Source organism: Nocardia brasiliensis (assembly GCF_042691675.1).
Classification (GTDB): Bacteria; Actinomycetota; Actinomycetes; order Mycobacteriales; family Mycobacteriaceae; genus Nocardia; species Nocardia brasiliensis_D.
Window position 1 is genome coordinate 580,454 of sequence record NZ_CP170507.1, and the last position, 14,576, is coordinate 595,029.

The 14,576-nt window shown below is 68.6% G+C and carries 12 protein-coding genes; 10 read left to right on the forward strand and 2 right to left on the reverse strand.

Translation table 11 applies throughout. The features are described 5' to 3' along the window. The first annotated feature begins 58 nt into the window (after positions 1–58). The gene (locus ACFK0J_RS03025) at positions 59–805 is read left to right on the forward strand and encodes an oxidoreductase (protein ID WP_378736348.1); all 747 of its coding nucleotides are present in this window, start codon (positions 59–61) and stop codon (positions 803–805) included. A gap of 507 nt (positions 806–1,312) precedes the next feature. Here the strand turns inward: ACFK0J_RS03025 and ACFK0J_RS03030 are convergent. After that, entirely contained in the window at positions 1,313–2,119 is an 807-nt protein-coding gene (locus ACFK0J_RS03030) for an HAD family hydrolase (RefSeq protein WP_378736350.1), read from the reverse strand. A 461-nt stretch (positions 2,120–2,580) separates the two neighbouring features. Between ACFK0J_RS03030 and ssd the strand changes: the two genes are divergently transcribed. From ssd to ACFK0J_RS03065, 7 genes are all read left to right on the forward strand, one after another. Next, the gene (gene ssd, locus ACFK0J_RS03035) at positions 2,581–3,693 is read left to right on the forward strand and encodes a septum site-determining protein Ssd (protein WP_378736352.1); all 1,113 of its coding nucleotides are present in this window, start codon (positions 2,581–2,583) and stop codon (positions 3,691–3,693) included. 139 nt (positions 3,694–3,832) lie between these two features. Beyond that, the gene (locus ACFK0J_RS03040; RefSeq protein WP_378742582.1) at positions 3,833–5,017 is read left to right on the forward strand and encodes a TadA family conjugal transfer-associated ATPase; all 1,185 of its coding nucleotides are present in this window, start codon (positions 3,833–3,835) and stop codon (positions 5,015–5,017) included. A 142-nt stretch (positions 5,018–5,159) separates the two neighbouring features. Beyond that, positions 5,160–5,951, forward strand: a complete 792-nt coding sequence (locus tag ACFK0J_RS03045; protein WP_378736354.1) for a type II secretion system F family protein — start codon at positions 5,160–5,162, stop codon at positions 5,949–5,951. Between the two features lie 291 nt (positions 5,952–6,242). Further along, positions 6,243–6,866 carry a type II secretion system F family protein gene (locus ACFK0J_RS03050; protein ID WP_378736356.1) on the forward strand — a complete coding sequence of 208 codons (624 nt, stop codon included), beginning with the start codon at positions 6,243–6,245 and terminating at the stop codon, positions 6,864–6,866. Between the two features lie 138 nt (positions 6,867–7,004). Continuing rightward, complete coding sequence (locus ACFK0J_RS03055) at positions 7,005–7,205, forward strand: DUF4244 domain-containing protein (RefSeq protein ID WP_378742584.1); 201 nt, start codon at positions 7,005–7,007, stop codon at positions 7,203–7,205. 62 nt (positions 7,206–7,267) lie between these two features. Continuing rightward, positions 7,268–7,582 carry a TadE family type IV pilus minor pilin gene (locus ACFK0J_RS03060; RefSeq protein WP_378736358.1) on the forward strand — a complete coding sequence of 105 codons (315 nt, stop codon included), beginning with the start codon at positions 7,268–7,270 and terminating at the stop codon, positions 7,580–7,582. Between the two features lie 5 nt (positions 7,583–7,587). Beyond that, on the forward strand, positions 7,588–7,959 hold the full coding sequence (locus ACFK0J_RS03065; RefSeq protein WP_378742586.1) for an Rv3654c family TadE-like protein: 372 nt from the start codon (positions 7,588–7,590) through the stop codon (positions 7,957–7,959). A gap of 313 nt (positions 7,960–8,272) precedes the next feature. Here the strand turns inward: ACFK0J_RS03065 and ACFK0J_RS03070 are convergent, their stop codons facing one another. Beyond that, positions 8,273–10,645, reverse strand: a complete 2,373-nt coding sequence (locus ACFK0J_RS03070) for a DEAD/DEAH box helicase (RefSeq protein WP_378736360.1) — start codon at positions 10,643–10,645, stop codon at positions 8,273–8,275. Between the two features lie 436 nt (positions 10,646–11,081). Here ACFK0J_RS03070 and ACFK0J_RS03075 point away from each other — a divergent pair, with 436 nt between their 5' ends. Both ACFK0J_RS03075 and topA read left to right on the forward strand, forming a co-directional pair. Then, positions 11,082–11,288, forward strand: coding sequence for a cold-shock protein (locus ACFK0J_RS03075; RefSeq protein ID WP_011206895.1), 207 nt, complete (start codon positions 11,082–11,084; stop codon positions 11,286–11,288). Between the two features lie 324 nt (positions 11,289–11,612). Beyond that, positions 11,613–14,519: a type I DNA topoisomerase gene (gene topA, locus ACFK0J_RS03080; protein ID WP_378736362.1), complete on the forward strand. Its 2,907-nt coding sequence runs from the start codon at positions 11,613–11,615 to the stop codon at positions 14,517–14,519. Positions 14,520–14,576: the final 57 nt, after the last annotated feature.

Genomic DNA, 14,576 nt, shown 5'->3' on the forward strand with positions numbered 1-14,576 from the left:
CCGCTCGGCGCGCTCCTGAATGGGGTGGGCCGGGCGGCCGCAAGTAGCCTCGTAAGCCGTGACCGATCCGCTACAGCCCCTCGTCGATCTGCCCGGTGTGCGTGCCGCGGCCGACCGTGCCCGCGACGCGCTCGCCGAGGTGCATCGGCACCGGGCGAACCGGCGCGGCTGGCCGACCACGGCCGCCGAGGCCGCGGTACGCGCGGCGCGGTCGTCGGCCGCCATCGACGGCGGCAGTACCGAGCTGCCGGCCGACGGCGCGGTCGGCGATCCGATTCTGGCCGGGTCGCTGCGAGTCGGCCAGGCGTTGGATGGCGACGCGCTGCGCAACCTGGTCGGCACCTGGCAGCGGGCGCCGTTGCAGGCGCTGGCCAGGCTGCATCTGCTCGCCGCGGCTGATCTGGTGGCCGATGCCGAGTTGCTCGGCCGCCCGCGCGGCGACGCGGGTGTGGCGGAGCGGCTGGACCTGCTGGTTCAGACGGTGCTCGGGTCGAGTGCGCCCGCGCCGGTGCTCGCGGCGGTGGTGCATGGGGAGCTGCTCGCGTTGCGGCCGTTCGGGTCTGCCGACGGTGTGGTCGCGCGGGCCGCATCGCGGCTGGTCGCGGTGTCCAGTGGTCTGGACCCACACAGTTTGGGAGTGCCCGAGGTTTTCTGGCTGCGGCGTAAGCAGGCGTATTTCGATGCCGCCGCGGGGTTCGGCAGCGGGGCCGCGGATGCCGTCGGCAGCTGGGTGCTGCTGTGCTGCGGCGCATTCGAGGATGGTGCGCGGGAAGCCACGTCGATCGCCGATTCGGCGTCGGGGTAAAGGCCCCGTACACGTCAGAGCGGGCGGCGTTGTCGTTTGTCGACCTCACCGCCCGCGTAGCACGGACGACCCGGTTACCAAGCGTGCTGGGTGGGTTGTGTTCTACGGCCTCGGCGATAGTCCGAACTCCGACGGTTCATCCCCGCAACCTGTGCGAGGCCTTCGCCGACGAAGACCCGGATTTCGCAGGCCCACAACGCTTCTGCCCTTGTCGCGGCGCGCTCCGCGTGGGTGCCTGGTGTCCGTGCTGGGAAGGCTGGATGGGAGACGGAACCTTCTCTTCCGGTCCTGCCTTGGCCTTCCGACCTTCCGTAGTTACCTTTTTACCCCGTGACGGCGCTCACATCAAGACCTGCGAAGACATTCCATATTCGGCGTGTCGATCGGCGTTTCGTGGTTCAATACCTCGTTGTGACCTCTTGGGCTGACGCCCAGCAAACCCTTCGGCAAGTACCCGGCTTCCTCCCCAGCAGCGCGGGCCGGTCCGTGGTGCGCGTTGGCTAAGGCTCAGCTGCGTCGGCGCAGCAACCGATAGCTGATCGCGCCGGCGAGTACCGCGCTCAAACCCACCGCCGCGGTCGCGGCAAGGGTGGTGGACGACGGTGCCTGGAAGCGGGCCCACAGCGAGACCGGGTTGGAGAAAGTCAAGATCGGCCAACCCTTGGCGGCCGCCTCGCGGCGCAGGTTGCGATCGGGATTGACCACTGTCGGATGGCCTACCGCGTTCAGCAGCGGCAGATCGGTCACCGAATCGGAATACGCGTAACAGCGCGAGAGGTCGTAACCCTCAGTGGCGGCGAGCTTTTCGATCGCCGCGACCTTTCCCTCGCCGTAGCAGTAGAAGTCCACCTCGCCGGTGTACTTGCCGTCCGCCACGACCATCCGGGTTGCCGCGGTGTGCGAGGCGCCCAGTGCCGCCGCGATCGGGCCGACGATCTCCTCACCCGAGGCCGACACGATCACCACGTCGTGGCCTCGGATCTTGTGGTCGGCAATGAGATCGGCCGCCTCGGCGTAGATCAGCGGATCGACCAGCTCGTGAAGCGTCTCGGCCACAATGGTTTTCACCTGCTCCACGTCCCAGCCCGCGCACATGTTCGTCAGATGGGCGCGCATCCGCTCCATTTGGTCGTGATCGGCGCCGGACAGCATGAACAGGAAGTGGGCATAACTACTTTCGAGCACGTCCCGGCGATTCAACAGGCCTTGCGCGTAGAAGGGCTTGCTGAAGACGAACGTGCTCGATTTCGCGATCACGGTCTTGTCGAGGTCGAAGAAGGCGGCGACGCGGCCGTCCGCGGGGGGTGCGTCCACTCGACCAGCTTAGGCGCTGCCGCCCGGCTCGCTCCGGTCCGGCGGTGGACCGCCTCTCGGTGCCTGCCGCAGCGGTGCTCGACTGGGGGTGGACTGGGGATCGTGCGGGTGTCGATGACGGCGGTTTCCGGGCCGGAACCGCGGCCGCGAGCGGGGAGTTTGCCGCGCCGCCGCGGAGCCCGTCACAGCCACAAAGTTCTCCGACGACAGACTTGCGTTGTGGGCGGTGCTTGGGTGTAGTATTGCTGGCACCTGGACATAGTCCAGGCGCGTTCAGCCCGACCCCCCGGGGCTGAACCCGACGGCCCCAGCCTCCTCCCCCCCCGGCTGGGGCCGTCCTCTATTTCGGGGACGGTGCACTGCCCCTTCTCGGAACTGAAAAGTTCTGCACACCCCCGAGTTATCCACATTCGGCGCATCGCCTCTTCTGTCGTCGCCCGGTTTCGGCCACGCTCAGCCGCATGAATCTTGAAGTGGCGCCGGACAACAGCAGCCCGCCACCGGCACTCGTGCTCATCCGCGACCCTCGACTGCGCGACGAAGTGCGGCGCGTCGCCGCCGCGGCCGAACGCGCTCTCGATGAACGGCAGCTGCCCGTCGGCAGGCACGCGTGGACGGGCGCCCCGCTGGTGATCCTGGACACAGTCACGGCCCGCGAGGCGGCCGAAGCGGGATATCTGCGCCGTCTCGGCGTCGTTCTGGTCACCGATGGCGAACCCGGATTGCTCGATTGGCAAGCAGCGGCGGCGGTCGGCGCCGAGCGGGTGACCGCGCTGCCCGGGGCCGCCGTAGGACTTATCGAGATGTTTGCTGAGTACGGTGAACAGCGCCAAGGAGACGGGGTGGTCGTCGCTGTGGCAGGCGCTGCCGGGGGAGCGGGAGCGTCGACTCTGGCCGCTGCGGTGGCGCTGCGATCCGCCGCCGAAGGGTTCCGGCGCGACACCATTCTGGTCGACGGCGCACCCCTCGGCGGCGGTCTCGACCTGCTGCTCGGCATCGAAAACAGCGCCGGATTGCGCTGGCCGGACCTGGTCGTCGAGGACGGCAGGGTGGCGGCGGCCGCGCTGCATTCCGCACTGCCCACCGCCGCTCCCGGGGTGGCCGTGCTGGCCTGTGGGCGCTGCGGTGCGGGCCGGTTGCCACGCGAGATCGGGCCCGCCGCCGTCCGTGCGGTGATCGAAGCAGGCCGTGCCGCAGGCGATTTGGTGATTTGCGACATTTCCGGCGAGCGTGGCCCGCACGCCGACCAGATGCTCGACTCCGCCGACCTCGTCGTCCTGGTCGTTCCCGCGCGATTGCGCGCGGTCGCCGCCGCCGAAGCGGTGGCCGCCCACATCGCCCGCCGAAACCCCAACCAGGGCTTGGTAGTCCGCGGCCCCGCACCAGGCGGCCTGCGCGGCCCCGAGGTCGCCGAGGTGCTCGACCTCCCGCTGCTCGCGGCCGTCCGGGCCCAATCCGGCTTGGCCGCCCGACTGGAACGCGGCGGGTTGACCGTGCAGCGCCGCGGCCCGTTGCGGGACGCGGCCGATGCGGTGCTCGATGTGCTGAGCGCACCGGCGGGACAGCGCCGATGAGGCAACGGTGGGCGGGAAGTCAGGACCGGCCGGGCAGCGCAACGAATTGCCGTCCGACGGTGGAAGAGCAGGGGTGCCTTGTCCGTGGGACCCGGACGGCGGAGGTCTGGCGCCGACGCACGGCGGGCCGGGGACGGCGATGAGTGCGCTGGTGACGTCCGAGCTGCTCGATCGGGTGCGGGAGCGGCTGTCCGGTGCGGCGGGGGATCCGGATCCGGCTCAGGTTGCCGCCGCCATTCGGGCGGAAGCAGGTGGGGTGCTCGGCGACACGGATCTGCTACGGGCACTGCGGTTGTTGCAGACCGAGATGACCGGGGCCGGGGTGCTGGAACCGCTGCTGCACGATCCACAGGTCGCCGATGTGCTGGTGACCGGCCCGGACGCGGTGTGGATAGATCGTGGGCACGGTGTGGAGAAGACGTCGATCACCTTTCCGGACGAGGCGGCGGTCCGCAGACTCGCCCAGCGACTCGCCCTCTCGGCCGGTCGCCGACTCGACGATGCCCAACCATGGGTGGACGGCAGACTGTCCGGAACCGGAGCGGCGCTTGGTGATTCGTTCGGTGTGCGACTGCACGCCGTGCTCGCACCGGTCGCGCACGGCGGCACCTGCCTCTCGCTCCGAGTGCTGCGACCCGCCACGCAGGGCCTGGACGCACTGGCGGCCGCGGGAGCGGTACCCGGCGAAGCAAAGCGCTTGCTGGAGCGCATCATTCAGGCGCGCCTGGCCTTTCTGGTGGTGGGCGGCACCGGCGCGGGCAAGACGACACTGCTGTCCGGCCTACTCGCCAAGATCGGCCCGAGCGAACGGATCGTCTGTGTGGAAGACGCCGCCGAACTCGCGCCGCCACACCCGCATGTCGTGCGGCTCGTCGCACGCACCGCGAATGTCGAGGGTGTCGGCGAGGTGACCGTCCGCGATCTGGTTCGCCAGGCTCTGCGCATGCGACCAGACCGAATCGTGGTCGGCGAGGTCAGGGGTGCCGAGGTCGTCGACCTGCTGACGGCACTCAACACCGGCCACGACGGCGGCGCGGGAACAGTCCACGCGAACTCACCGCAGGAGGTACCTGCCCGGCTGGAAGCCCTTGCCGCCCTTGGTGGCATGGACCGCGCCGCACTGCACAGCCAACTGGCCGCAGCTGTGCAAGTGGTCCTGCATGTGCACCGTCGGTCAGACGGCTCCCGTGGGCTCCGCGAAATCGGCCTCGTTCACCGAAACGACAGCGGCCGCGTCCACATCGCCCCCGCCTGGCACGCGTCCGCCCCGGCCCCCGCCGCCGCAGACCTGGCCCGCCTACTCAGCGAGAGGCTCGACCGATGAGGGCCACCGATGCGGCACCGGCAGCGCCCCGCCTGGATTCGCGGGCGGCACAGCGATCCGGGCCGATGCCCGCCGTGTGGAGGCGGCTGCCGAGGAGCCGGTTCGGTGGGCATTTGGCGCCGCCCGACGACCGAGGCGGCCGATGATCGTGGCATTGATGTGTCTCGCACTTGCGCTGCTCGCGGCACCGGCCGCTTCGTCACGTCGTCGATTCGCCGAGCTGTTCGCAGAACCGATTGCTGCTCGAAAGATGTGCAATGGCAACTTGATTCGGCTCGCTGGTGCAGTCGGCGTGCTGGCTGCGCTGATGTTCGGGCCTGGTCCGTTCCTCGCGGCGGCGATGGTGGTGGGGACGGTGTGGTTCCGGGTGCGCAGGGCCGGTCGGGATCGTCGCAGACACGTCGAATGCGCCTACCTGCTGGATGCCTTGGAAGCGGTGATCGGGGAGTTGCGGGTCGGTGCGCACCCGAGTGCGGCCGCCGAGGTCGCAGCGGGCGAGGCACGAGGTGAATCCGCCACGGCGTTCGCGGTGAGTGCCGGTCGCAGCAGGCTGGGTGGTTCCGCGGCGGACGGGCTACGGCAGCCGGATTCCATTGTCGCCGGGGAACTCGCGCGGATCGCCGATGCGTGGCAGGTCGCCGAGCAGCACGGACTCGCGCTCGCCGAACTCCTGTCCGCAGCACGCACGGACCTGGTGGGCCGCATCCGGTTCCACGGCCGCACCACCGCCGCCCTCGCCGGTGCCCGGGCCACCGCCGCCGTCTTGGCGTGCCTCCCGCTCCTCGGCATCGGCCTCGGCCAAATGATGGGCGCCGCGCCGCTGCACGTCCTCTTCGCCTCCTCAGCGGGCACGGTGCTGCTGCCGCTCGGTGCGGCCCTCGTCTGCGCGGGCTTGCTATGGACCGACGCCATCACCCGAAAGGTGCTCGTATGAAACAACGTCGCTGTCTTATATGCGGCCGATTCGCTGCGCGCCAAGCGGTTTCGGGTACGGCGCTCCTACTTCCCCGGCCCGTGCCCGGGTCTGCGCGGGAGTCGGTGTCGGAGCTGGAGTCGGCCTGCGTCGGCCACACCTGGTCGAGCGCGGACTTCGCGGTCCGCTCGCTTATTCGACACCGCTGCGGACCGCGTCCAGTGGATTCGGCGTGTGCGGGGGATGTCGGTTCAAGAGGTCCGGCTTGCCGTAAGTGCGCGCCGCATTCGTGCACTGATCAGGAGGCTCAGGATGGAACTGGCCGTGGGTTATCCGTCGCTGCCGACCATGTTGCTCGCGGTCGCGCTGCTCCTGTTGCCCGGCCGGGTGGCGGTGAGCCGACGGCTACGGACTCTTCGGCAGCCGGAGGTGGTACGCGCCGCCGAGCCCGCAGCGCGGCAGCGGGACGACCCGCTGGCATCCGCTTCGGTGTTCGACCTGTTGGCCGCGTGTCTGCGGGCCGGACTGCCGATGGCGGGTGCGGCGCGGGCGGTGGCGCCCAGCGCGCCGGAACTGTTGGGCGAGGCACTGAGTCGGGCGGCGGATCTGCTGGCGCTCGGCGCCGATGCGGCGACCGCTTGGGAGCGGGCGGCGGAAGGCGGCGCCGGACGGCCGGGCGCGGCGGACGTCGAGTCGCTGGCGCGGATGGCACGCAGATCCGCGCGGTCGGGCGCCTCGCTGGCGGTCGCGGTAGGGGAACTGGCCGAACAACGCCGGGGTGCGGTCGAGGATGCGGCCGCGGCGCGGGCCGAGCGAGCCGGGGTATTGATCGGCGGTCCGCTGGGTCTCTGCTTTCTCCCCGCGTTCGTCTGCCTCGGCATCGTGCCGGTGGTGGTCGGCCTGGCCGGGCGGGTGCTCGGCGGTGGACTGCTGTGAGTGAGCGGGTCGTTGGCACCGCCACCGCCGTGGCCGCACCGCCCAACGGAATGTGCCCGCGCGGATCGGCCGCGCGGACCGGAGTGAGAGGGGAATCAGGTGCGAGTCGAGCGAGTGACGAGCCACGCAATCCACGAACTGGGGGCTGTATATACGGAGCTGCGTTCGCGAATCCTGCACGCGCTGATCGCCGACGACGGGATGAGCACGGCGGAGTACGCGATCGGGACGATCGCCGCCGCGGCATTCGGTGCCGTGCTGTACGGGGTGGTGACCGGCGACAGCATCGTGAACGCGCTGACGAAGATCATCGATCGGGCCCTCAACACCGCCGTGTAGCAGCTCGGCCGAAATGGATAAAGAGCTGGGGCGCAACGGATCTCGGTGATGATCGAGGCTCGGTGACGGTCGAGGCGGCGATCGCGCTCGCCACCCTCGTCCTCGCGGTCGTGCTGTGTATCGGGGCCTTGCTGGCGGCGTCGACGCAGGTGCGCTGTGTCGACGCCGCCCGCGAGGCGGCCCGGCTGTCCGCCCGCGGCGACGAGGCGAACGCGATCTCGGCGGCCCGCCGGGTCGCACCTCCGGATGCGGACATCTCGGTACGTACCGAGGGTGATCGCGTGATCGCCCGAGTCACCTCCCGCGCCCCACTCCTGCCCCTGCTGACCCTCCGCGCCGACGCCATCGCCGCGCTCGAGCCGGGGACGGCACCGTGAGTGGGGTGAACCGCCAGCTGGCGGCGGGGCCGCGAACGGAGGCGGGAGCGGCGACAGTCTTCGCGTGTCTCGCACTGGCCGGACTGATCGCCGCGACGCTGTTGATCGGACAGGTCGGTGTGGTGGTTGTCACTCGGCATCGGGCGCAGGCCGCGGCCGACTTGGCTGCACTCGCGGCAGCCCGAACTTTGGTCGAGGGCGCGGAGTCCGGATGTGCCGAGGCGGGGGCGGTTGCGCGGCGGATGGGGACGCGGCTGCAAGGGTGCGAAGTCGTTGAGTGGGATGCAACGGTGATTGTGGAAAGGAATGTACCAATAGGTCTGTTCGGTGTGCGGATGGTGAGTGCGGTCGCGCGCGCCGGACCCGTTGATGAGTGAGCGCGACTGGTGCGCGCACTCGCACTCCAGCCGTTCTTGCGAGTAGCGGAAATCGGTAATTCCCCAGGCCAAATAATTCCAACTGGACAATTGTCCGCATTGGCGCGGATAAAGAAACGAATCAATGCGCATGTACGCAGGCGTCGCTGTGGCAATAGCGCAGTTAACCTGAATACATTCCTCTTTATTCGGCCACCCGGAACCCGCCGCCGAGCTGTCGGGCCCGCCCCAGCGTTCCCGGTGAACGCGCAGGTCAGGTGGATGTTCGATCACGCGCCGAGCGCGGCTCCGTCACGAACCGAGCTCGGCGTCGTCACCTGACCGACAGCTCGGCCAGCACCACCGTGAGCAGCCTGGCCGCGCCGACCTTGTCGAGCGGGTGGTTTCCGTTCCCGCACTTGGGCGACTGAACGCAGGACGGACAGCCCGCGACGCAGGCGCAGGACTCGATCACGGCCAGGGTCGCCGAGAGCCAGCGGTGCAGCTGGGCGAAGCCACGCTCGGCGAAGCCCGCCCCGCCGGGTTGACCGTCGTAGACGAAGACCGTCGGCAACCCGGTGTCCGGGTGTTCGGCGGTGGAGACGCCGCCGATATCCCACCGATCGCAGGTCGCCACCAGCGGCAACAGCCCGATCGCCGCGTGCTCGGCGGCATGCAGCGCACCGGGCACATCCGCCACGTCGATCCCCGCCAGCGCCAACAACTCCGGGCGCACCGTGTACAGCACCGCCCTGGTGGGCAGCGTGTGCTCGGGCATGTCCAGTTCGACCAGGTCGAGGACCTCGCCGGTGACCAGAGTGCGCAGGTATCCGATCACCTGGCTGGTCACCCGCACCTGCGCCAGCGCTGTGGTGACGCGGCCGTGGTGGCGATGGTCGGTCATCGCGTCGATGGCGATCGAGGTGACCGAGCGGGCACTGGTGGTCCAGCCCGGCTCGGCGGCGTGCACAAACGCGACGCCCCCCTCGAGATCCAGCTCATCGACCACGTAGGTATCACCTTGATGCAGGTGAACGGCACCCCGATGCAGTGTCGCGGGCGCCCGTCCGGCATCGGCCGTGCCGAGTAATCGGCCGGTCTCACCATCGACGATGGCCACCGGCGTGCCGATCCCGCCGCGCACGTCAACGGCGTCGTGCGGCTGCGTCTCCGCGGTGACGAACCAGCGCCCGCGCTCCTCGGCACCGGGCACGGCACGGCGTCTGATCAGGCCTTTCTCCGCGAGGTCGGTCAACACCTCGCGCGCGCCGAGCTCGTCCACCTCGGCGTCGGTGAGCGGTAGTTCCAATGCGGCGCAGAGCAATTGCGGACCCAGCACATAAGGGTTGCGCGGATCGGTGATCGTGGCCTCGACGGGCTTGTCCAGCAGGGCTTCCGGATGGTGCACAAGGTAGGTGTCCAGCGGATCGTCCCTGGCCACGAGCAGTACCAATGACCCCTGGGTGCGCCGCCCGGCCCGGCCCGCCTGCTGCCAGAACGAGGCGACAGTGCCCGGAAAACCGCAGATCACCACGGCATCGAGCCCGGCGATATCGACCCCGAGTTCGAGCGCGTTGGTAGTGGCCGCGCCCAGCAGCGAACCGTCCGACAGCGCGGTCTCCAGATCGCGCCGATCCTCCGCGAGATACCCCGCCCGGTAGGCGGCGACGCGCTCGGGAAGGCTCGGATCGACCTCGCTCAGCAGCCGCCGCGCATCCATCGCGGTGAGCTCGGCGGCCCGGCGCGAGCGGACGAAGGTCAGCGTCCGCGCACCCTCGACCACCAGGTCCGCCATGATCCTGGCGGCCTCCGTGGTCGCCGCGCGCCGGACCGGTGCACCGTTTTCGCCGGTCACCGTCGTGAGCAGCGGCGGTTCCCACAGTGCGACGGTGCGCGGACCCTGCGGTGATCCGTCCTCGGTGACCGCGACGCACGGCGCTCCGATCAACCGGGACGCGGCGGCCGCGGGCTCCGCCGTGGTCGCCGAGCACAGCACGAACACCGGGTCGGCGCCGTAGCGCGCGGCGATCCGCCGCAGCCTGCGCAGCACCAGTGCCACGTGTGAACCGAAAACGCCCCGGTAGGCGTGGCATTCGTCGACCACCACATAGCGCAGCCTGCGCAGCACCCGGGCCCAGCGCTGATGCGAGCGCAGGATGCCCAGATGCAGCATGTCGGGGTTGGTGAAAATCCAGCGTGCGTTCGCCCGCACCCACTGCCTGATCTCGGCGGGCGTATCGCCGTCATAGGTTGCCGGATGGATATCGCGCAGCGGTCCCTCATGGGTCAGCGCACCGACGGCACGCAGCTGATCCGCCCCCAGCGCCTTGGTTGGTGCCAGATAAATGGCAGTAGCCCTCGGGTCTTCGCGCAACGCGGTCAATACCGGCAGCTGATATCCCATCGACTTGCCGGATGCCGTGCCGGTGCTGACGACCACGTGCGCTCCGCCGAAGGCGAGGTCGGCGGTGCGGGTCTGATGACTCCACGGCGCGTCGACGCCGGTCTCCTGTAATGCGGCGATCACTTCCGGCGATGTCCAATCAGGCCAGGTAGTGACCTCGGCGGCCCGCGCGGGGAGCTCGACGACATGGGTCAGTCGGGGGTCGTCGGAGGGCACGCCGGCTAGGACACGATTCAGCAACGATGTCCCATAGCCGAGGCTGGTGGGCAGCGCTGTCCGGGCGGTCGAGGTCGTCGGATTCATGCGACGCGCACCGCGACACGCTGAGAAAGTGTGAAACGTGTGCGGTTAGGAAGGCCTACCTGCCATTTCGATACCCAATAGCGACCTGGGTCACAGGCTGTTTGCCATACGCCCACTCGGTTATCGGGAGGCAAACGAACCTCAAGTCTGGATTCTGGCATTGTGTCCCTCACCTGCGCATTCGCAAGATCAACTTTTTTGCAAATTGTCGGTAACTCGACTGTTGAATTGCTCGAAGACATGGTTCACTGGTTCCTGGTCGCAAGCTTCTGTGTTCGAGGGACGGATCCAAAGTCCAAACCGTCAGCAGGATCGATGTTGCGAACGGTGTGCTTGGTGCTTTCCTGCAGGGGGAACCAACAGTACAGCGGTCGGAACGGACCCGGTGGACGAACCCAGTTGTCCGCCGTTCCGGTAAGAAAAGAGAAGGAACAGAATGGCACAGGGAACTGTGAAGTGGTTCAACGCGGAGAAGGGGTTCGGCTTCATCGCGCCCGAGGACGGCTCCGCTGACGTCTTCGTCCACTACTCCGAAATTCAGGGGTCGGGCTTCCGTACCCTCGAAGAGAACCAGAAGGTCGAGTTCGAGGTCGGCCAGGGCACCAAGGGCCCGCAGGCCACCGGAGTTCGCGCGCTCAGCTGAGCGTCGCAATCCACCACTCGTCCCTCACCGCCGGGTTACCGGAGGTGAGGGACGAGCTATATCCGGGGTAGGACACAACCCATGCGGATCAGGCCGAACCCGCTGCGAACACGCCGGTGGCGCAGCGGCGGGTAAAAGACAAGGCATACTGAGTCGCAGTGACGCGCGTACGCTCTGTGGTTCAAGTCGCAAGCACTCGGCCACACGTAGCGTCAAGGTATAAACGTGTCTGGTGGCGACGCCCAGCCGTCGTCCCCGCTTGCCCCAGCCGCGCACAGCGCCGAAAAGCGCCCGCGCGGGTCGACAGGAAAGGTGTATTCGCCGGTGGCAACACGAGACCGCGGTGCAGCCGACCAGGGCCGTCCCCTGCGTCGTCTCGTGATCGTCGAGTCCCCAACCAAGGCCCGCAAAATAGCCCCTTATCTCGGCCGTGACTACACGGTCGAGGCCTCGGTGGGGCATATCCGGGACCTGCCGCGTGGTGCGGCGGATGTTCCCGCCAAATACAAGGGTGAGTCCTGGGCGCGCCTCGGCGTCGACGTGGACCACGACTTCGAGGCCATCTATGTGGTGAGCCCCGATAAGAAGGCCAAGGTCGCCGAGCTCAAGAGCCTGCTCAAGGACGCCGACGAGCTCTATCTCGCCACCGACCCCGACCGCGAGGGCGAGGCCATCGCCTGGCACTTGCTGGAGACGCTCAAGCCCAAGGTCCCGGTCCGGCGGATGGTGTTCCACGAGATCACTGAGCCCGCCATCCAGGCGGCCGCCGCCGACACGCGAGACCTCGACAACGATCTGGTCGACGCGCAGGAGACCCGCCGCATCCTGGACCGGCTGTACGGCTACGAGGTCAGTCCGGTCTTGTGGAAGAAGGTCATGCCGCGCCTGTCGGCGGGCCGGGTGCAGTCGGTTGCCACCAGGGTGATCGTCCAGCGCGAGCGTGAGCGGATGGCGTTCCGTTCCGCCGAATACTGGGACATCGCCGCGAAACTCGACGCGGGGCCGGGCGAAGACGGCGACACCAGCAACCCGCGGACCTTCGGGGCGCGGTTGGTGAACGTGGCCGGTGCGCGCGTCGCGACCGGTCGTGACTTCGGCTCCGACGGTCAGCTCAAGACCACCTCCGGAGTGGTCGTGCTGGACGAGGCGTACGCGCACCGCTTGGCGCAGGCACTGGACGGGGCTGACCTGGTGGTCTCCTCCGCGGAGGCCAAGCCGTACACCCGCAAGCCGTACCCGCCGTTCATGACCTCGACGCTGCAGCAGGAAGCGGGGCGCAAGCTGCGCTTCAACTCCGAGCGCACGATGCGGGTCGCGCAGCGGCTGTACGAAAACGGCTACATCACCTACATGCGTACCGACTCGACCACGCTGTCGGAGTCGGCGATCGCCGCGGCCCGGTCGCAGGCGACCCAGCTGTACGGCGCCGAGTACGTGCACCCCAGCCCGCGCCAATACACCCGCAAGGTGAAGAACGCGCAGGAGGCACACGAGGCGATCCGTCCGGCGGGTGACACCTTCGCCACCCCCGGCCAGTTGCACGCGCGGCTGGACAATGACGAGTTCCGCCTCTACGAAATGATCTGGCAGCGCACGGTCGCCTCGCAGATGGCCGACGCCAGGGGCACCACGCTGACCCTGCGGATCACCGGCGTCGCGGCCACCGGCGAGGAATGCGTGTTCTCCGCCTCGGGCCGCACCATTACTTTCGCCGGCTTCCTCAAGGCCTACGTGGAGAGCGTGGACGAGGAGGCGGGCGGCCAGTCCGACGACGCCGAATCCCGGCTGCCCGCCCTCGACGAGGGTCAGGGCGTCACCGCGGTCGAGCTGAATCCTGATGGGCACAGCACTAATCCGCCCGCCAGATACACCGAAGCCTCGCTCATCAAGACGCTCGAAGAGCTGGGCATCGGCCGTCCGTCGACGTATTCGTCGATCATCAAGACGATCCTCGACCGCGGTTACGTGTACAAGCGCGGCAGCGCGCTGGTGCCGTCGTGGGTGGCGTTCGCCGTAATCGGTTTGCTGGAAGAACATTTCGGCCGATTGGTCGACTTCGACTTCACCGCGGGCATGGAGGACGACCTCGACGCCATCGCGGGCGGGCGCGAGCAGCGCGGAAGCTGGTTGTCCAGCTTCTATTTCGGCGGCGACAAGGGCGCCGAAGGCTCGGTGGCCCGGTCCGGCGGACTGAAGAAGATGGTCGGCGAGCGGCTCGACGACATCGACGCGCGAGAAATCAACTCCATCAAGCTCTTTGCCGACGAGGAGGGACGCGACGTCGTCGTCCGGGTCGGCCGGTACGGACCGTACCTGGAGCGGATGGTCTCGAATCCTGATGACCCCGAAGGTAATTCGGTGTCGCAGCGGGCCAACCTACCCGATGATCTGCCGCCGGACGAGCTGACCCCCGAGGTCGCCGAGAAGCTGTTCTCCACCCCGCAGGAGGGACGTTCGCTGGGCATCGACCCGGCAACCGGGCACGAAATCGTCGCCAAGGAAGGACGTTTCGGCCCCTACGTCACCGAGGTGCTGCCCGAGCCCGCCGCCGAGGAGACGTTGGCACCCGCCAAGAAGACCGCGAAGAAGGCGACCGCGCCCAAACCGCGCACCGGGTCGCTGTTCAAGTCGATGGACCTGGCGACCGTCACGCTCGACGACGCGCTCAAGTTGCTGTCGTTGCCGCGGGTGGTCGGCGTCGACCCGGCTTCCGGCGAGGAGATCACCGCGCAGAACGGGCGATACGGCCCATACCTGAAGAAGGGCACCGATTCTCGTTCGCTCACCAGCGAGGACCAGATCTTCGACGTGACGCTCGAAGAGGCGCTCAAGATCTACGCGGAGCCGAAGCGGCGCGGGCGGCAGGCGTCCGCCGCGGCGCCGTTGCGCGAGTTGGGCAACGACTCGGCCTCCGGTCAGCCGATGGTGATCAAGGATGGTCGCTTCGGTCCGTACGTCACCGACGGCGAGACCAATGCCACGCTGCGCAAGGGCGACGAGATCGAGTCGATCACCCCGGAGCGGGCGATGGAACTGCTCGCGGACCGGCGGGCGCGCGGGCCGGTGAAGAAGAAGGCCGCGGCCAAGAAGGCTCCCGCGAAGAAGACCGCCGCCAAGAAGACCGCCGCCAAGAAGGCGACGGCCGCCAAATCCACGACCACCAAGACGGTCGCCAAGAAGACCGCCGCGAAGAAGGCGGCGACCAAGAAAACGGGCGTCGGGAATTCCTGAGTTCGCGGGTCGAGCGGATGGCCGTAGCCTACGGTCCGAAGTGCACGACCCGCGAAA